This is a genomic window from Sphingopyxis sp. EG6 (genome assembly GCF_003609815.1).
GTDB lineage: Bacteria > Pseudomonadota > Alphaproteobacteria > Sphingomonadales > Sphingomonadaceae > Sphingopyxis.
Genome location: NZ_AP017603.1, coordinates 1,217,844 through 1,236,632, shown reverse-complemented (window position 1 = coordinate 1,236,632; position 18,789 = coordinate 1,217,844). Strand labels below are relative to the sequence as shown.

The window sequence follows — 18,789 nt, the reverse complement described above, 5'->3', positions numbered from 1 at the left end:
TAAGGGAAGAATCTAATTGCGCCGGAAACTTTCTGGCGGACCAGCGCTACCGCATCCATTTCTATTGCGAACGGCTCGCAACACTTGCGCAAGGCCGCATAAAGGGCCACAGGACAACGCATGTTCAACGACACTTCCTCGCTCCGCGCCTACCTGGCCAGCCGCCGTTCGGGCAAGGCGCGCGACATGGTCGCGCCCGGCCCCGACGCGGCGCAATTGCGCGACATCATCGCCCTCGCACTGCGCACGCCCGACCATGGCAAGCTTGCCCCCTGGCGCATCGTCACCATCGCCGCCGACCAGCGTGACGCCTTGGCATCGCTGCTCAAAGCGGCTTGGGTGGCAGAGAATCCCGGGGCTGCCGGGCTCGATCTGTCGGCACTCGACCAGTTCGCGCATCAGGCGCCCAGCCTGCTCGTGTTGCTCTCGACCCCGGTCGTGGGCAGCAAGATCCCTGTGTGGGAACAGCAGATGTCGGCGGGCGCCGTCGGCATGAACCTGCTCCACGCCGCACATGCGCATGGTTTTGTCGGCAGCTGGCTCACCGGTTGGGCGGCTTACAATCGCGACGTCGCCGCGGCGTTCCGCGCTGAGGACGGTGACAGCATCGTCGGCTATTTCTTCCTGGGTTCCCCCGCACGCGAGCTTGATGAGCGGCCACGCCCCGAATATAACGTCGTTGTTCGGCCTTGGGAAATTTAGTTACACGGCAGGTCGACCGATTGAAACAACCCGCATTTGACTGTGCTGCTGTCTTATGGCATTAAGGCGGCATGCTCGATCAATCCAAACCCGTATATCAGCGGCTGCGCGACGTGATCGCCAACGCGATCCTCGATGGCAGCTTTCGCGACGGCGACATGCTGCCGTCGGTCCGCTCGCTCGCCGCCGATGAAGGCGCCAACCCGCTGACCGTCGCCAAGGCGTATCAGACGTTTCAGGACGAAGGGCTGGTGACGGTGAAGCGCGGCGTCGGGATGTTCGTCGCCGCCGGGGCGACCGAACGGCTGCGCGCGATGATGCGCGAGGATTTCCTGACCAACGTGTGGCCCCCCGTCGCCGACCAGATGCGCCGCATCGGGCTCGACGCGCGGACGTTGCTGGAACTGACCGAGGCTTGATACCGCTCAGCGCTTAGGGGCGGCTTCGAATCCATACTCGGTTTCCGTTCGTGTCGAGCGAAGTCGAGACACGCTTGGGAAGCACCAGCCTTCGCGTGTCTCGACTTCGCTCGACACGAACGGGATTGTGGGTTTTTCGCGGCCAAGCTTGTCCTGAGTTGGCGTCACGCACCAATCCCCCTACCGCCCGATCTGCGCTGCCTTGTCGCGCAGATCCGCCGCCGCTTGCGCATTGCCGCGCTTCGCCAACAGATCAGCATAGATCCGCATGATCGCCGCGTTCAGCGGCTGTAATCGATAGGCCCGATCGATCAGCGCCAGCGCCCGGACATCGTCGCCCTTGGCAGCCCACGCGCGCGCCAGTTCGCGCAGGACCACGACGTCCCGATCCCCAATCCGCCGGCGTACGCGCTCGAAATGTCCGATCGCTTCGTCCCAATGCGCCAGGTCCATCGCCAGATGCCCCGCGAGCCGGTCGGCGGCGATGCTCGACGGCTGGGTATCGCGGAGCGCCAGGATCGCGGCACCCGACCCCGCCGCATCGCCCGCGCGGAACAAGGCGTTGGCCAGCCGCAACGTCGTGCGCTCGCTGGCATCGAGGTCGCGCGCGGTGCGATAGGCCTGCACGGCGAGGTCGAAGCGCCCGCTCGCCAGCGCGGCATCGCCGAGCAGGATGTGCGCATCCGCCACCCCGCGGTTGGCGTCGCGCAGCCGCGCCGCGCGCGCTACGCCCCGTTCGGCATTGCCGCGCAGGATGTCGGCACCGATCGCGGGAATCGCGATTCCCGGGTTCAGCGGCTGGGCGTCCGCCGCCTGGCTCAACACGCCATAATCATAATCGGCGGCGAAAGGCGCCGCTTCGCCGCGCGCCAATGTGGCAGCGCGCGCCAGATAATCTGCGGCCTCGCTACGCCGATCGAATTCGCTAGCCGCCCGCGCCGCCACCAACAGCGACCAGCTGTCGGCGTCGGGCCGATCGACGATCGGCAGCAGCGCCTCGATCGCCCCGTCGGCATCGCCGTCGGCCCAGTTCGCCGCCGCCAGCACGCGGCGCGCGGTAAAATTATTCGGTTGTTCGACGAGCAGCCGGTCGGCCCAGGTCGCCGCAACCGCCTCGCCGCCGAGCTCCAGTTCGACGACCGCGCTCAGCAGCATGAACCCCGGCAGATCGTCGATCGCCCCGCGGGTGCGCTGGAGCAAGCTGCGCGCCAGCCGGTAATTGTCGGCCCGCGCGGCCAGCACCGCTTGCAGATAATAGATGCGCGGGTTTCCGGGCACCACCGTCGCGGCGCGGCGCAGCGCGACCAGCATGTCACGGTACCGCCCCAGATCGCCCAACGTCGCCGCCTGATCGATCAGCGCGTCGGCATTGTCCGGATCGGCGGCCAGCGCCCGGTCGTACCACGGCAGCGCCGCCTTCAACCCGTCTTCGGTTCGGATCAGATTGGCCTTATACGCCAGTGCGGCGCTGTTCCCCTTGTCGAGTTCGATCGCGTAATCGACCGCATCGCGCGCGCCCGCAGTGTCGGCGCTGGCATCGCGAAAGCGCGCCACATCGACCCAGAGCGCCGAATTGCGGGGCATTTCGCGCACGGCCCGGTCATAAGCGTCGCGCGCTGCGACCAGATCGCCGTTCGACAGGTGGACGTCGCCCGCGACCCATGCAGCCTCGCCGATCATCTCGGGAATGATCGCGCCGCCGTCGATCGTTTCCAGCGCGCGCTGGCCCTCGCCTTGCATCGCAAAAGCGCGCGCCAGCAACGGTCGCAGCGCCGCAGCATTGCCTCCCGCCGCCATTGCGCCGTTCACCGCGGCTTCCGCGCCGACGCCATCCCCCATCCGGATCGCAACGCGCGCCAGCTCGACACGCTCCGCAATCGCCTGCGGATTATCGGCAATTGCATCCTGCAATTCGGCGCGGCGTTCAGCGAGTGCGGCGCGCGGCGCATCCGAACCGGCTTCGCCGCATCCGGCGAGCGCCATCATGAGTATCGCAGTAAACGCAAAAGACTTCATTTTTCGTCACCCTGAACTTGTTTCAGGGTCCATGGCCTGACGTCTCCGGAGACGCCGTGCGTGACGAGAGCGCAGGCCATGGATGCTGAAACAAGTTCAGCATGACGTAGCAAGGTAGCGCTGCGGTCTCGCATTCAGGCCTGCATCCGATATTGCTTCAGCAGGTCGTAGAGCGTCGGGCGGCTGATCCCGAGCAGCTTGGCCGCGGCGGAAATATTCCCCTCGCTCTGGGTCATCGCACGGCGGATCGCGACGCGGTCGGCCGCCTCGCGCGCGCTGCGCAGGTTGAGCCAGGCTTCGTCGCCGTCCCCCGCCCCGCCGTTCATCAGGTCAAGGTCGTCCTTGGCGACCAGCTTGCCGTCGGCCATGATCACCGCGCGCTTGATCCGGTTTTCCAGCTCGCGGACGTTGCCCGGCCAGCGCGCTTCGTCGATCGCCTGCAACGCATCGGGGGCAAAGCCGCGCACCGCCGGGTTCATCGCGGGCGCATATTGATGCAGGAAATGACGCGCCAACAGCACCGCATCGCCGGGCCGTTCGGCCAGCGAGGGGATCTTCACCACCATCTCGGCAAGCCGGTAATAAAGGTCATCGCGAAAGCTCTGTTCGGCGATCATCGCGTCAAGGTCGCGGTGCGTCGCGCACACGATCCGCGTGTCGACCGCGATCGGCTTGCGCCCGCCGATCCGCTCGATCGTCCGTTCCTGCAAGAACCGCAGCAATTTGACCTGCAGCGGCAGCGGAATGTCGCCAACTTCGTCGAGGAACAATGTCCCGCCGTGCGCCAGTTCGATCTTGCCTTCGGTCGTCTTGACCGCACCTGTAAACGCACCCTTTTCATGCCCGAACAATTCGCTTTCGAGCAGGTTTTCGGGGATCGCGGCGCAGTTGATTGCGACGAACGCGCCGTCGCGCCGACTGCTCGCCTGATGCAGGCCGCGCGCCAGCAGTTCCTTGCCGGTGCCGCTGGCGCCGAGCAGCATCACGCTGACATCCAGATCGGCGACTCGCTCGATCGTCCGCGCGACCTTCTGCATCTCGGGCGCGCCGGTGATCATGCCACCAAGGACGCGGTTGTCGCTGCTCCCCTGCTGTGCCAGCCGCGCATTTTCGACTTCCAGCTCGCGGACGTGAAAGGCGCGGCGCACGATCAGCCCCAGTTCGTCGATATCGATCGGCTTCTGGTAAAAATCCCACGCGCCGTTGGCGATCGCGGCCAGCGCGCTCCCGCGTTCGCCATGCCCCGACACGACGATGACCTTGGTATCGGGCTTCGCCTCCAGGATCGCGCTCAGCGTCCGGAACCCCTCGCGCGTCCCGTCGGGATCGGGTGGCAGCCCCAGGTCGAGCGTCACCACTTCGGGCTCCTCGGCGCGCAGCAATTCGATCGCGGCGTCATGGTCGCCCGCGATGAGCACCTGATAATCCTCATACGCCCACTTGAGCTGCGCCTGCAGCCCGGGATCGTCCTCGACCACCAGCAATTTGCGGATATCGGCGCCGCTGTCGCTCATTGCGATGCTACTTTCATCATCAGGTTTGCGTTGCCGCCATCGTCCCGCGCATCGGCGAGCGGTAGCCACAGGGTAAAGCTGCTGCCCTTGCCGGGCTCGCTTTCGACATCGATCGCGCCGCCCATGGCCTGCGCGATGTTCAGCGCTTCGAACGCACCGAGGCCAAAACCGCCATCCTTCGTCGATACGAAGGGTTTGAACAATTCGTCGCGAATGAAGGCGCGCGTCATGCCGCTGCCCTGATCGATCACGTCGATGCGCACGCGGCCATGTTCGGACACCGCCACCACCTGAACCGGCGTATCGGATGCCGAAGCATCGATCGCATTGGCGACCAGATGCTGCACGATCTGCCGCACCGACGCGGCGTCGCCCCACGCTGCGAGCCCCGCCTGACAGCCGACGAACAGCGCGCGCCGCGCCCGCGCCTCCGCCGCGACATCGTTCAATATCGGCTCGATCAACACCCGTGCGGCCTCTGCCGCAGTCCCGCGCGCGCGCGGGGCCAGCCGCACCAGCAAGTCGCTGAGCCGCCCCGCCGAAATCTTAAGCGTTTCGACCATGTCGGCGCGAAACGCGGGATTATCCGCGTGCCTCTCCGCGTTACGCGCGAGCAGGCCGATCTGGCTCGCCAGATTCTTGATGTCGTGCATGATGAAGGCAAAGCGGCGGTTGAACTCGTCGAAGCGCCGCGCCTCCGACAAAGCCTCCTGGCTCTGCGATTCCGCCAGATAACTCGCCGCCTGCTGCCCCGCGATACGCAGCACGTCCAGATCTTCCCAGTCCAGCGCGCGCGACACCGGCGGGCGGTGCAGGACGACGACGGCGATCATCCGCTGGAAATGCAGGATCGGCACGACCACCCACGCGCGCGGATCGGACAGCAGCCATGCGGGAAGCGCCATATCGTCGCCGTCCGGCACGTCCCCGCTCAGACCGCGCCGACGCGCATCGAGGTCGACGATATGCCGCGTTTCCTGCAACATGAACGCCGATCGCACCGACAGCGCCATATCCTCACCCTCGACGTCGACCGGCCATTGCCATTGTTCGGCGACGCGAAAGCTGCCCCCCGCACCGGGCAGCATCAACAGCGCGGCAGGGCTGCCGGTCAGTTCGGCCATCGCCTTGGCGACGCGGCCGTGCAGGTTGCGATCATCCGCGTCGCCATCCCCCTTGGCGCCCTGCCCCAGCGTCGCGGTGAAACGCATCCATTCGGTCCGATAGTCATAGCGATGCTCGAAAAAATGCTTCGAGATCATCACCGACAACCAGGCGCGCAGCCGCGCCGACACGATCAGCAGCCCGCCGGCGCCCAGCGCGACGACCAGCGACGCCGCCTGCGCCAGCACGGCATAATCGCCGCCCACCCACCGTGCGATCGCACCGGTTAGCCCGATGACGATCAGATAGGCGGCACCGCCGACCAGGATCAGCGTCCGCACCGCTGCGGTGCGTGATAGGCGCATCCGCTCGCGCCCGATGTCCATCGCCGCGACGACATAGGTGGGCAGCGTCAACAACACGACCGCGGGCAAAAGCTCGATCAGCGCCTGCGCCCGCTTGCCGGTCAGCGCCCCGATCAGCTGGGCATTGAGCTCATAGGCCCACAGCATCGCGAAACCGCCCGCGACCGCCATCACCGGCATCCGCAGTCCCGCGCTCGCGTGCCGGACCCCGCTGTCGACGATCACCAGTCCGCCGGTCGCCACGACCATCGCCGCAAAGATCAGCGTCGGCGCCATCCACGCCTCCGCCTCCGCCCCGGCGCGCCAATGCGCCGCGGCCCCCAGCACCAGCGCCAGGACGGCGATCGTCATCAGCATCCGCAGGATCAGGCGCAGCGGGCGCGACATGGGCGCCACGGCGGTCCAGAAGGTCGCGCTCAGCCACCCCAGCATCGCCAGATCGCGCAGCGTCTGTACGACAAAGGCCTGCGAAGACCCCGCTCCGAACATCGCCAGCGCCGCGCACCACAGCGCCGTCGCCGCCGCGGCCAGCGTGAGCCGCCGCGGCGCGGGCATCAGCACCGCCATCCGCGCCGTCGGCCGCGCCAGCAACCACAGCGCAACAACCGAAAAGCCGACCAACGCCAGCACCGACAAAATCTCGGAAAGCCCGGCGAGCATGGTCAGCGCGCACCCTCGGGCCAAAGCACCACGCGCACCGTCTGCAGCAGGATCAACAGGTCAAGGAAGGGCGAATAATTCTTTGCATAATAAAGGTCATATTCCAGCTTGACCCGCGCGTCCTCGACCGACGCCCCATAGGGATAGTTGATCTGCGCCCAGCCGGTCAGCCCCGGCTTCACCATATGCCGCTCGGCATAAAAGGGCATCTTCTGCTCGAGCTCGGCGACGAAGCTCGGCCGTTCGGGGCGCGGCCCGACAAAGCTCATCTCGCCCTTCAGCACGCACCACAGCTGCGGCAGCTCGTCGATCCGTAGCTTGCGGATGATCCGCCCGACCCGCGTCACGCGCGGATCATTCTCGCTGGCCCACACCGCCTGTCCCGCCGCCTCGGCATCGGTGCGCATCGACCGGATCTTGTAGATGTCATAGGTTTCGCCGAACAGCCCGACGCGCGGCTGGCGGTAAAATACCGGCCCGCGGCTGTCGAGCACGACCGCGATCCCCGCGACCAGGATCAGCGGCAGCCCGACGACCAGCACGACCAGGCTGGCGAGGATGTCGAACAATCGCTTGCCGACCTTCGAAATCCGCTGCCCCGCGGAAAAGCCATCGGAGAAGATCAGCCCGCTCGGATTTGTCGTCGCCAGGTCGACGCGCCCCGTCTCGCGCTCGATAAAGCTCGCGATGTCGTTGACATGCACTCCCGTCGTCTTGACGCGCAGCAGGTCGTTCAGCGGCAGCGCATTGCGCCGCTCCTCGAGCGCCAACACCACCTCGCCCGCGCGCAGCGCCACGACATGATCAGACAGATTGGGGATAGCATCGCGCGGTACTGCATTGGCCACGGTCTTTTCGGCGCCGCTCATCGCGACAAAGCCGACGATCTCCAGCCCGCTGCCCGGTTCGTCCGCCAGCGCCGCCAGCCGCGCCGCGCGCGCGCCCGCGCCCAGCACCAAAATCCGGCGCCGAAACGCCTCGGCGCCGGCCGATTGCGTGAGTACCAGCCGGATGACGAACAGCGCCGCGATCGCCATCATCATCGCGTACAGGCTGTTGGCGCGCCACAGGGTCGCGGTCGGTAGCAGGAACCCCACCACCGACAGGAAAATCACCCCCAGCGAAATCGCCGCGAGCAGGCGCGCGGTCGCGAACCGCATCGAGCGCAGCCCCTCGTTGCCGTACATTCCGGTCGCCATCATCGCGAGCGAATTGGCGACGGCAAAGGTCGTCAGCGGCAACCAGCGCTCGCCCAGCGGCCCGGCGTCGAACGCGGCCTGATTGGCATAAAGATGCCACGCCGCCTCGGCCGAACCGAGCAGCGCGAGAAATTCGATCAGCGCCAGCCAGACGACAGCGTGCGGCACATAATGTTTGAACAGCCGGAACATGGTAAAACGGGCAACCCTTTCGCGTCGCCCAATACTACAGCCGAGGCGTCAACTGTCGGTTAATTTTACACTCACGATGCGCGCAATCGGGGATGACCTGCTGCGCCCAAGGCGATAGACGGGCGCGATGACCAGCATGATCCAACCCGTCATCCTGTGCGGCGGCGCCGGAACGCGGCTATGGCCCGAATCGCGCGGCCAGCGTGCCAAGCAGTTCCTGCCGCTGACCGGCCCTGAAAGCCTGTTTCTGCAAACGGTGCAGCGCACTCGCCCCGACGCCGGGTTCGCGCCGCCGATCATCCTGTGCGGCGCTGGTCATGTCGCCGCGGTGCGCGACCAGATGGGCGCGCATCCGGCATCGCTTCTGGTCGAGCCCATGCCGCGGAACACCGCTGCCGCGATTGCGCTCGCGGTGGCGCGCGCCGACGCCGACGCGCTGCTGCTGGTGATGCCCAGCGACCATGTGATCGCCGACGTCGCGGCGTTCCACGCCGCAATCGGCAGCGGCGCGCGGCTGGCGCAGCAGGATTGGATCGTCACCTTCGGCATCACCCCCGATGCCCCCGAAACCGGATTTGGCTATATCGCCAGTGGCAAGGCGCTGGGCGACGACGGCTTTGCGGTCGATCGCTTCATCGAAAAGCCGCCGCTTGCCGATGCCGAAGCGATGCTCGCCGCGGGCGGCTATAGCTGGAATGCCGGCATCTTCCTGTTCCGCGCCGGGCGGATGCGCGACGCGATGCTCACCCATTGCCGCGCGATCTTCGAGGCCGCCGATCGCGCCGTCGCTGCGGGGATGTTCGACGGCGACGCGCTTTACGCCGACGCCAAGCATTTCGCCGCCGCCCCGTCGGACTCGATCGACTATGCGGTGATGGAAAAGGACGACCGCGTCGCCGTCGTCCCCGCCGCAATGGGCTGGTCCGACCTCGGCAGCTGGCAGGCGGTCCACGCGCTCGCGCCAAGGGATGAGGCTGACAACGCCGTCACCGGCGACGTTTTCATGCACGACAGCCGCGGCAACCTCGTCCGCGCGGGTGGCAAGCGCGTCTCGCTCGTCGGGATGGAGCAGGTTGCGGTGATCGTCGACGGCGACGACATCCTCGTCATGCCGCTCGCGCGTTCGCAAGACGTGCGCGTCGCCGCCAAAGCGCGCGAATAGCGCGGGTTCGAGGCTTTACGCGGCGGGTGTGTCCACTCCGGCAGCGAGCACCCGCGCCATCACAGCGGGCCAATCGTCGAACCGCCAGAACCCCGGGCTCGAACGGCCGACGATCCGCGGTTCCCGATCGGTTGGCGCAATCTCGAGGTCGACCGGCGTCACCTCGGCGAGCAAATTGCAGTCAAAGAATAGCCGAACCGAGACCGCCGCGCCCGTATCGCCGGCGCTACCGGCGACCACCGCCAGCATTCCGTTCGACAGGCTGACCAGCGTTCCAACGGGATATATCCCCAAGCTGTCGGCGAACTGGTCGAGCAGGTGCGGGTCGAAATGGCCGACCCACCCCTGCATCGCGGTGAGCGCCTCGCATGGCGACCACGCCGCCTTGTATGGACGATCCGATGTCACTGCGTCATACACGTCGCAGATCGCCCCCATCCGGGCGTAGAGCGACAGCTCATCGCCCGCCAGCCCGCCCGGATAGCCGGTGCCATCCATCTTTTCATGATGGCGCAGGCACACTTCAAGCGCCGCTGCCGGGATCTCCTGCGACTTCATCAAAAAAGCGTGGCCGGCCTCGGGATGCACCTCGACCGCATTGCGTTCGCACATCGTCAGCTTGCCGGGCTTGAACAGGACGTCGTCGGCAATCGCGACCTTCCCGACATCGTGCAGCAATCCCGCCACGCCCAATGCCTGCACCTCGGCCTCATCCAGTTTCAGGTGGCGGGCAAAATTGATCATCAGCGCGCAAACGGCGACCGAATGAAGATAGGTATATTCATCCTTCTGCTTCAGCCGCACCAGGTCGATCATTGCGCGCGATTGGCGCGTGATCGATTTGCCGACCGCTTCGGCCAGTGACGCCATCCGCCGCGCTTCGACCGCACGCCCCATCCGCGCCGCGCCGAACAGGTCGACTACCGCCTGTTTCGACTTCGCAATCAGCCGCTCGGCGCGGCGGCGCTCCTGGGCATAGCTCGCGGGACGCACCACCCGCTCGCGCGGGGGCGCAAAGATGTGTGCGCGCCGTCGCTCGATCCCGCGATAGGGCGGCGCGAGGCCGGTCGCCGATTTTCGCCGGTAATCGGCGGCAAACGCGGGCGCCGCGTCGGTTTCCGCCCATCGACTACGGCTGCGGTCGACGATCACCGCTGTCACCTCGGACTCGCGAATGCGCGCCAGCTGCTCCGGGGTTTCGATCAGGAACCGGCTGCGCCAGAACGGATGATCGATCCATCGTCCGTCGAACCCATCGACAAACATGCCGATCTCGACTTGCTCGGGTTTGAGGTGAAGCAGCATTGATCTGGTCCCAAATGGCATATGCCACAGTCGCTTAACGACCGGAACGGGACGCGATTTAGCGATGGTACCCATCACCCGTGTGATCGGTGGCCCAGGCTCCCGCGCCGCGAAATACAGAATGCGCCATTTCCGTCCTGAAAGCCCCTAGCCATAGCCCGGTGCGGCAATTAGCCTCGCCCCGCAAAGCCAAAGGGAGCATCGATAGTGTCGGAAGTGGACGGCCCCGATTTCGACTGGCTGGCAAAGGCCATATTGTATCTCGACAGTCCGCGACCCCCCAACCCGAACCACCCCGGCGTATCGTCGGACGATGATCTCCGTCGTGAGTTGGCGCGCGAAGTAAGCACTCGAATCTCTGTCCTGTCGGCGGCAGACAAGCGCGCGCTGGTGGCAATCGTGCTACAAACAGGCGCGCTCCGCAGCACCGCCACCGGAATGGAGGAGCAAATTCGTCACGCTCGCCTGACGAAGCGGCTGGTCTCGTTGGGACTGAGGGAGCGAGTACAGCCAATTTCCGAGTTGCATTCGCTGCCCGCCGCATCGCCACTTTCCAGAATATGGCACTATTTCGGGAACGCCGGGGTGGATTGGGCCAGTAACCAGCGCGATGAACGCAAAGCCTATATGCTGGCGTGCCTCAGCGAGATTGCCTATCTTTACCTGACCGATCGCGAGCTGGAACAGGACAGCCGGTTGCGGCTCTACATACCCAGCCGGGCCGGGCGCTTACTCCATCGCAATCATGCCCGTTTCACGATTCAGGCGTTGCAGCGAGCAGGCGAACTGGGGGAGATTTCGGTCATCCAGTCTGACCGCTTTGCCTTTTTCGTGCTGCCGATCGGCAACATGGCGGTGATCGCGGTGCGCGGAACGGTGATGACCGATCGGCGTGACTGGTTTGCCGATCTCGACGCCCTGAAAGTCGCCGCCCCAAACGGTTTCTATCACCGCGGCTTTTACGATGAGGCGCACGACAAGCTAGCCGACCTGGTCAAAGCGGTGGGTAACGCAACGCCGCTTCATATCACCGGACATTCACTGGGCGCGGCGATGGCGTCGATCCTGTGCAGTATCTGGACCGGCCCTGTGAAGCCAATGACGCCGTACGTGTTTTCGTCACCGCGGTTCGGAACAAAATCGGTCGCAAAGCGCCTGCCGCGCTATGCGTATATGAAACAGGGCGACCTGGTTCCCGGCTTGCCGCCAAAATGGATGGGATATTCGGACGAGGGGGCGGATATGACGATCTTTCCGAATAAGGCTCCGCCCGGCAGTGGATGGCAGGAGCAATTGTGGTTCCGCAAGAAATTGCGGGCACATTCTATTGAACAGATGCGCGTGACCCTGGCGTCCGAAATCGCCGATCGCGAGTTCGGTGCCGATTGCTACACCACCCAGATTGCAGCCGCGATCAAACAAATGCAGGCGAAGAGCGACGAGCTGAAAAAGGCGCCGTGATTTGCTCTCGGCTCACGGCCGTCCCGGCGGTTTGCGCCAAATCTCCTCGGTATCGAGCTGGACGCTGCTCAATCCCCGGCAAAATCGAAGGCACTAACGCCTCGCTCGCCCTCGCGGAACCGCAAAGGCCGTCCCAGCGGCGGCATCGATCTTTGCACGCATCCGGTGCGCGTACAGCGGCGGCAGCCGAGTCCGATCGGCGTCGCGGGGGATCGCATCAGGTCGATCCCGCGCGCGGCAACGAGCGGTGCCGCGACCTTTGCATCGACGCCGACGCACACCGCAAAGCGCGCGGGCGTCCCGCTGCCCGTTGCTCCGGGCGCCGCGACCGAACGGCTTTGGGTGAACCAGCGTGTGCCGTCCTCCAGCTCGATCAGGTCGGCGATCACTTCGCCGGGCCGCGCGAACGCTTCGTGGACGCCCCACAGCGGACAACGCGCATCGCCGTCAACCAGCGGCGACTGGCTCGCTCCGGCATAACGCTTGCTCCCTTGCCCCGCGCGATCGATGCGCAGCATGAAAAAGGGCAGTCCGCGCGCGCCGACGCGCTGGAGCGTTGTCAGCCGGTGCGCCACCTGCTCGTAACCAGCGCCAAAGCGCCGCTGGAGCAGCAGCAGGTCATAGCCCGTCGCGTCGCACGCGCGCAGGAAGCGGCTGTACGGCATCATCAGCGCCGCCGCGAAATAATGGACCAGATGCCGCTCGAACAGGCGTGCCGCCGCGCCTTCCGCGAACTCTGCCCCCGCAACCAGCGCGTCGATCTCGCCCTTCGCCTCGATCTGCGCCAGCGTCGCCGCCGCCTGAAACGTCCGCGACGCGGGGCGCAACAGCTCGCTCAGCATAAGTTGCCGCGCGTGCCAGTCGAGCCAGCGCAGGCGATCGGGCATCACATCGCTCGGCAAGATCCGGATCCCCAGCTGGTGCCGGGTGCGCAAACGCTCGGAAATCGTGCCGTAAAGATCGCCGCCCGCCAGCCGCAGTTCGTCCGCCAGCTCTTCGGCGCGCGCGTCGAGGTCGGGGAAATGATTACGCCATTTCTCGATCGCCCGGCGCACCGCGGCAACTTCGGGCGCTTCTTCCTGTAAAGCCGCGCCAGCTTCGGGCGCCGCATCGAACAGCCGCGCAAAGGCCGCCGCGGTCGTTGGTGCGGTTTGCAACCATTCCTCCACCTCCTGCGCGCCGATCCCGAGGTCGGCGAAGCGCGCATCGGACAATCGCCGCCGCAGCCCCGCCGCCCCGCCCGGCACCGCGTCGACGCCCAGCGTCGCCGCATCGAACCCGAACCGCTCGGCCAGCTTGACGATCACCGTGGCGCTCAGTGGCCGCTGGCCATGCTCGATCAGGTTGAGGTAGCTTGGCGAAATATCCAGCGCTTCGGCCATTGCCGCCTGCGTCAACCCCGCCTCGCGCCGTACCTTGCGCACCGCCGGCCCCGCAAACACCCGCCGCTCCGCCATGGATTGTAACTTTCTTTACTGTTTTACACGCCAGTTTACACCTAAGCATCATATTTCACAAATATTATTGACAAAGCTTTTCACTTTCCGCGGCAACTTCGCCAACTTCCACCCATCAGCTTCGAACAAGGACAAGACGATGGGCTACCAAGAAGACATGGCGCAGGCAGGCCGCCTCATCCGCGATTATGACGGCACCTGGGACGGCATCAGCGGCGAAAGCGTCGCCCGCATGCGCGCCCAGAACAAGTTCCGCACCGGCCTCGACATCGCCCGCTACACCGCGCGCATCATGCGCGCCGACATGGCCGCCTATGACGCCGACCCCGCAAACTACACCCAGTCGCTCGGCTGCTGGCACGGTTTCATTGCGCAGCAGAAGATGATCTCGATCAAGAAGCATTTCGGCACCGTCAAGGGCCGCTACATCTATCTGTCAGGCTGGATGATTGCCGCGCTGCGCAGCGAATTCGGGCCGCTGCCCGACCAGTCGATGCACGAAAAGACCAGCGTTCCCGCGCTGATCGAGGAAATCTACACTTTCCTGCGCCAGGCCGACGCCCGCGAGCTCGGCATGCTGTTCCGCGACCTCGACGCCGCGCGCGCCGAAGGCGACGAGCTCAAGGCCAAGCAGGTCCAGGCCGCGATCGACAATCATGAAACGCACGTCGTGCCGATCATCGCCGACATCGACGCGGGCTTCGGCAACGCCGAGGCGACGTATCTGCTCGCCAAGAAGATGATCGAGGCCGGAGCCTGCGCGCTCCAGATCGAAAATCAGGTTTCGGACGAAAAGCAGTGCGGCCACCAAGACGGCAAGGTCACCGTGCCGCACGAGGATTTCATCGCGAAGATCCGTGCCTGCCGCTACGCCTTCATGGAACTCGGCGTCGAGGACGGCATCATCGTGACGCGTACCGACAGCCTCGGCGCGGGCCTGACCAAGCAGATCGCCTTCTCAAAGGAGCCCGGCGACCTTGGCGACCAGTATAACAGCTATCTCGATTGCGAAGAGGTCGAAGGCGCGGGTAACCCGGGCGACGTGCTGATCAACCGCGACGGCAAGCTGATGCGCCCGAAGCGCCTGCCCTCGAACCTTTACCAGTTCCGTGCGGGAACCGGTGAAGATCGCTGCGTCATGGACTGTATCGCGAGCCTGCAGAACGGCGCCGACCTGCTTTGGATCGAGACCGAAAAGCCGCATATCGAACAGATCGCCGGCATGGTCGATCGCATCCGCGAAGTCGTCCCCAATGCGAAGCTCGCCTATAACAATTCGCCGAGCTTCAACTGGACGCTCAACTTCCGCCAGCAGGTGTTCGACAGCTGGCAGGCGGAGGGCAAGGATGTCAGCGCCTATGACCGCGCCAAGCTGATGAGCGCCGATTATGACGCGACCGAGCTCGGCGAAGAGGCCGACAACCGCATCCGCACCTTCCAGCGCGACGCGGCGAAGCGGGCGGGCATCTTCCACCACCTGATCACGCTGCCGACCTATCACACCGCGGCGCTCAGCACCGACAACCTCGCCAAGGAATATTTCGGCGACGAAGCGATGCTGGGTTACGTCAAGGGCGTTCAGCGTGCCGAGATCCGCCAGGGTATCGCCTGCGTGAAGCACCAGAATATGTCAGGCAGCGACATCGGCGACGATCACAAGGAATATTTCGCCGGCGAAGCGGCGCTCAAGGCCGCGGGCAAGGACAATACGATGAACCAGTTCGCCGCCTGACACGAGTTCGGCGCGAGCGGCCCGTTGCACCCGCTCGCGCCACCCCGCTTGGTGCGGGGGCTAGCGACCCAGCCCCCGCGCCTCCCGAGCTTTCCTGGGGAGGAAAGCCTGTCCGTCGGAAGCCGAAAGGCCTCCGGCGGACATTTTTATTGCGGCAACACCGCCTCCTCGTCGCGCGTCTTGACCAGCGACCAGATGATACCGCCCGCGATCAACCCGACGGTCACACCGAGGCTGACCAGCGGCGGGAATTTGTCGCCGCCGAAGATGAAATCGGCGACGAAAATCTTCGACCCGATAAACACCAGCACCAGCGCGAGCGCATATTTGAGATAATGGAAGCGGTGCACCATCGCCGACAGCGCGAAGTACAAGGCGCGCAAGCCCAGGATCGCCATGATGTTCGACGTATAGACGATGAACGTATCGGTGGTGATCGCAAAGATCGCCGGGACGCTGTCGACCGCGAACACCAGATCGGCGAGGTTGATCACGACGAGCGCAAGGAACAACGGCGTGGCCGCCAGCACCAGCTTGCCGGTCCTCGTGTCTGGCACCCGGACGAAGAATTTCTCGCCGTGCAGCTCGTTGGTGATCGGAATGTGGCGCGACAGCCATTTGACGACCGGGTTGCCCGCGACGTCCATCGGCTTGTCGCCGGCGAACAGCATCTTGATCCCCGTGAACACCAGGAACGCGGCGAACACATAGAGCAGCCATTCATATTCGGTGACCAGCGCCGCGCCGCCCGCGATCATGATCCCGCGCAGTACGATCACCGCGACAATGCCCCACAACAGCGCGCGATACTGGTAGCGCGGCGGGATCGCGAAGGTGGCGAAGATCAGCGAGATGACGAAGATATTGTCGATCGACAGCGCCTTCTCGATAAAGAAGCCGGTATAATATTGCAGCCCCGCCTCGCCGCCTTTCGCAGCCCAGACCCAGGCGCCGAACGCCATCGCGATGCCGATGTAGAGCGCCGAGAGCTTCAGGCTCTCACTGATCCCCATCTCCTTGTTTTCCTTGTTCAAGATGCCAAGGTCGAAGGCGGTAAGCGCGATGACCAGCGCGATAAACGCCAGCCAGAACCAGGCCGGGGTCCCCAGCCAGTCGGCAAACAGAAATTCCATTATTATTGTCCCTGGTAAACGCCAGAAGGCGCCGCCCCGGCGGGACGACGCTTCCGGTCTTGGTTAGGTTGGATTAGCGCGCGAGCGCCGGACGCAGCGAAAGCGCCGCCAGGCGCCGTTTGACCGCAAGCTTCAGCGTTTTCAGTCGCAACAGGCGGAACGGATCGGCCCCGCGCCGCCGCGCCTCGCGCCGCGCCGCCTCGTCCAGCTGGCGGTGCAGCAGGGTCAGCCGATAAAGATTGGGATTAAGCGTCATGAAAATGGGCCTCCTGATTGAAAATCAAGCAGGTGACGCCGATGCCGGACCCGGGTGTAAGGGGGGAGGTAGGCCCAGAGCATCGGTGTCACCCGATGCGGTCCGACATCACGTGGCGGGAAAAATCCCGCCGACGCCAGAGGGGCCCGGCCCGCATAAGTCAGATTTAGGTTGGGTATATGACCGTTTCAAGACCCTGCCCGACCATGCTAGCCCAAAAAAATGCCAGTCCCGGCGACAGCCCGGCAACAGGGGAGCGTTTATGTCCGTCATCATCACCCGCGATGGCCCCGTCACCATCGTCACCATCGACCGCCCCGCGCGCCGCAACGCGGTCGATCCCGACACCGCCACCGCCCTCCGCGATGCGTTCGCCGCCTTTGCCGCCGATAGCGACGCCCTCGTCGCGATCCTGACCGGCAGCGCGGGGCATTTCTGCGCCGGTTTCGACCTCAACGCCGTCGGCACCTCGCGCTACGATCCCGACGGCCCTGGTCCGATGGGACCGACGCGGATGCTGCTGGGTAAGCCGGTAATCGCCGCGGTCGAGGGCCACGCAGTCGCGGGCGGGCTCGAACTCGCGCTGTGGTGTGACCTGCGCGTCGCCGCGGCCAGCGCGGTGTTCGGCGTCTATTGCCGCCGCTGGGGCGTACCGCTGATCGACGGCGGCACCGTCCGCCTGCCGCGCATCGTCGGCCAAGGCCGCGCGCTCGACATGATCCTGACCGGGCGCCCGGTCGACGCTGCCGAAGCCAAGCACATAGGCCTCGCCGACCGCGTCGTCGCCGACGGCGAAGCGCTGTCGGCGGCGATCACCCTCGCCAAACAGATCGCTGCCTTTCCGCAATTGTGCATGACCAGCGACCGGCTGAGCGTTTACGGCCAATGGGATTTCGACCTTGAAGGCGCGCTGGCTCAGGAAGCCCATGCCGGGGTCGCACCCTTGCGCGAAGGCGCCGCGGCGGGAGCGAAACGCTTTACCGAGGGGGCGGGTCGCGGTGGTAGTTTCACGGATGCCAAGTGCGAATGACGACCGAAACTTAGGATGCCGCACCTGATTTGCCGCCCACGGCGTGTTGCAACGTAGCGGAAAGTCACAGGGCGACCCGATGGGCAAGTCGGGTGCCGAAGTTAGGCGGGCGTTGCTAGCCCGCGCGATCGACGGATGAGACCAAAATCAGGGTCCATCAATCGATTCGATTGAAATGGGTCGTTTCCAGATTTTGCCGAGTGTCGACGGACCACACGATTGTTTCGGTCATCGACTTCATATCCTTGGCAACGGTGTAGACGCGCGTCGACACGCGCTCGCCGGCCTTTCCCAAAGTCATGACCAATGTATCGGGCGCCGGCTGCCGCAGGGCAACGCTGTCGATGATATCCATATTGCCGTTGACCGGCACCGGGATGCCATCAAGTGCAGCGATGGATTCGGCGCGCTTGGTGCTGCCGTCAGGCGCGACGATTTCGACCAGCGTCGTCCATTTTCCGTCCTGCGCGGCGCGGAACGTGATGACGACCCGCTGCGGGCGTTCGCGTCCCGGCATGAGCGACGCATCCAGCGCCCAGCTGCCGACGAGCGGCATGGGCTGGGATGCCGTACCGTAAGCGGCGCGCGCTTGTACGAACTGATCGGCCGAAGGCGCAGTGGCAACCATCAATCCCGCGGCGGCCAAGACAATTGTGATAAGCATGACGATCATTCCTTTCGAGCCGCGAACCCGGACGGTTGCGGTGTGCGCCAAGTTCTTCACTGCGAAACGCGACGTCGAAAGATCGATATTTTCGTCACAAGTTTTTTGGATATCCAAAAGCCGCGCCAACTCACGGCTGCTGCCGACACCTGTCTTGCGGCGCGCCGATCGCAATCGCTCGTTGATCGAGGTTTCTGAACGTCCCAGTCGCGCTGCTATCGTCTTGACCGTGTGGCCCGCAACCAACAGACGCAGAATTTCCATTTCCCGATCGGTGAGACACGCGGACAAGCCTGGAGCAGGTTCATGGATAGACATGTCATTTGCTCACCACAGCCTCAGGAACAGGTCCATCCCAATAAATTTGGAAAACGACGCCAACGCCGGATTGACCATATGGGGAACATGGTGTCGGAAA

15 protein-coding genes are annotated in these 18,789 nt (G+C 65.0%); 6 read left to right on the top strand and 9 right to left on the bottom strand.

Annotated elements, in window-relative coordinates; all coding sequences use genetic code 11:
• Positions 1-120 precede the first annotated feature (120 nt).
• Positions 121-702 (top strand): nitroreductase family protein, encoded by a 582-nt coding sequence (locus tag SPYCW_RS06085; RefSeq protein ID WP_120216043.1) that lies wholly within the window; start codon positions 121-123, stop codon positions 700-702.
• 71 nt (positions 703-773) lie between these two features.
• Positions 774-1,121, top strand: a complete 348-nt coding sequence (locus SPYCW_RS06080) for a GntR family transcriptional regulator (RefSeq protein ID WP_120216042.1) — start codon at positions 774-776, stop codon at positions 1,119-1,121.
• A 180-nt stretch (positions 1,122-1,301) separates the two neighbouring features.
• Here the strand turns inward: SPYCW_RS06080 and SPYCW_RS06075 are convergent, their stop codons facing one another.
• The 4 genes from SPYCW_RS06075 to SPYCW_RS06060 all read right to left on the bottom strand — a co-directional run bounded on the left by SPYCW_RS06075 (position 1,302) and on the right by SPYCW_RS06060 (position 8,171).
• Positions 1,302-3,137, bottom strand: coding sequence for a tetratricopeptide repeat protein (locus SPYCW_RS06075; RefSeq protein WP_120216041.1), 1,836 nt, complete (start codon positions 3,135-3,137; stop codon positions 1,302-1,304).
• A gap of 134 nt (positions 3,138-3,271) precedes the next feature.
• Positions 3,272-4,651, bottom strand: coding sequence for a PEP-CTERM-box response regulator transcription factor (gene prsR, locus SPYCW_RS06070; protein WP_120216040.1), 1,380 nt, complete (start codon positions 4,649-4,651; stop codon positions 3,272-3,274).
• Positions 4,648-6,780, bottom strand: a complete 2,133-nt coding sequence (prsK, locus tag SPYCW_RS06065) for an XrtA/PEP-CTERM system histidine kinase PrsK (RefSeq protein WP_232014849.1) — start codon at positions 6,778-6,780, stop codon at positions 4,648-4,650. Before prsK ends, prsR begins: the two co-directional genes overlap by 4 nt.
• 2 nt (positions 6,781-6,782) lie before the next feature.
• Positions 6,783-8,171, bottom strand: coding sequence for a TIGR03013 family XrtA/PEP-CTERM system glycosyltransferase (locus tag SPYCW_RS06060; protein WP_120216039.1), 1,389 nt, complete (start codon positions 8,169-8,171; stop codon positions 6,783-6,785).
• Between the two features lie 127 nt (positions 8,172-8,298).
• Here SPYCW_RS06060 and SPYCW_RS06055 point away from each other — a divergent pair, with 127 nt between their 5' ends.
• Entirely contained in the window at positions 8,299-9,333 is a 1,035-nt protein-coding gene (locus SPYCW_RS06055) for a mannose-1-phosphate guanylyltransferase (RefSeq protein WP_120216038.1), read from the top strand.
• 15 nt (positions 9,334-9,348) lie between these two features.
• Here the strand turns inward: SPYCW_RS06055 and SPYCW_RS06050 are convergent, their stop codons facing one another.
• Positions 9,349-10,638, bottom strand: a complete 1,290-nt coding sequence (locus SPYCW_RS06050) for an HD-GYP domain-containing protein (RefSeq protein ID WP_172595433.1) — start codon at positions 10,636-10,638, stop codon at positions 9,349-9,351.
• 207 nt (positions 10,639-10,845) lie between these two features.
• On the opposite strand from SPYCW_RS06050, the gene SPYCW_RS06045 reads away from it, so the two are divergent.
• Complete coding sequence (locus SPYCW_RS06045; RefSeq protein ID WP_145985947.1) at positions 10,846-12,099, top strand: lipase family protein; 1,254 nt, start codon at positions 10,846-10,848, stop codon at positions 12,097-12,099.
• 68 nt (positions 12,100-12,167) lie between these two features.
• On the opposite strand, the gene SPYCW_RS06040 is transcribed toward SPYCW_RS06045, so the two are convergent.
• The gene (locus SPYCW_RS06040; RefSeq protein WP_120216035.1) at positions 12,168-13,556 is read right to left on the bottom strand and encodes a helix-turn-helix domain-containing protein; all 1,389 of its coding nucleotides are present in this window, start codon (positions 13,554-13,556) and stop codon (positions 12,168-12,170) included.
• 139 nt (positions 13,557-13,695) lie between these two features.
• On the opposite strand from SPYCW_RS06040, the gene SPYCW_RS06035 reads away from it, so the two are divergent.
• Entirely contained in the window at positions 13,696-15,288 is a 1,593-nt protein-coding gene (locus SPYCW_RS06035; RefSeq protein ID WP_120218140.1) for an isocitrate lyase, read from the top strand.
• 146 nt (positions 15,289-15,434) lie between these two features.
• Here the strand turns inward: SPYCW_RS06035 and SPYCW_RS06030 are convergent, their stop codons facing one another.
• The gene (locus SPYCW_RS06030) at positions 15,435-16,421 is read right to left on the bottom strand and encodes a TerC family protein (RefSeq protein WP_120216034.1); all 987 of its coding nucleotides are present in this window, start codon (positions 16,419-16,421) and stop codon (positions 15,435-15,437) included.
• A gap of 73 nt (positions 16,422-16,494) precedes the next feature.
• Positions 16,495-16,677: a hypothetical protein gene (locus tag SPYCW_RS06025; RefSeq protein ID WP_120216033.1), complete on the bottom strand. Its 183-nt coding sequence runs from the start codon at positions 16,675-16,677 to the stop codon at positions 16,495-16,497.
• Positions 16,678-16,939: 262 nt separating this feature from the next.
• On the opposite strand from SPYCW_RS06025, the gene SPYCW_RS06020 reads away from it, so the two are divergent.
• Positions 16,940-17,707, top strand: a complete 768-nt coding sequence (locus SPYCW_RS06020; protein ID WP_120216032.1) for a crotonase/enoyl-CoA hydratase family protein — start codon at positions 16,940-16,942, stop codon at positions 17,705-17,707.
• Positions 17,708-17,864: 157 nt separating this feature from the next.
• Here the strand turns inward: SPYCW_RS06020 and SPYCW_RS06015 are convergent, their stop codons facing one another.
• Positions 17,865-18,689, bottom strand: coding sequence for a helix-turn-helix domain-containing protein (locus tag SPYCW_RS06015; RefSeq protein ID WP_120216031.1), 825 nt, complete (start codon positions 18,687-18,689; stop codon positions 17,865-17,867).
• Positions 18,690-18,789: the final 100 nt, after the last annotated feature.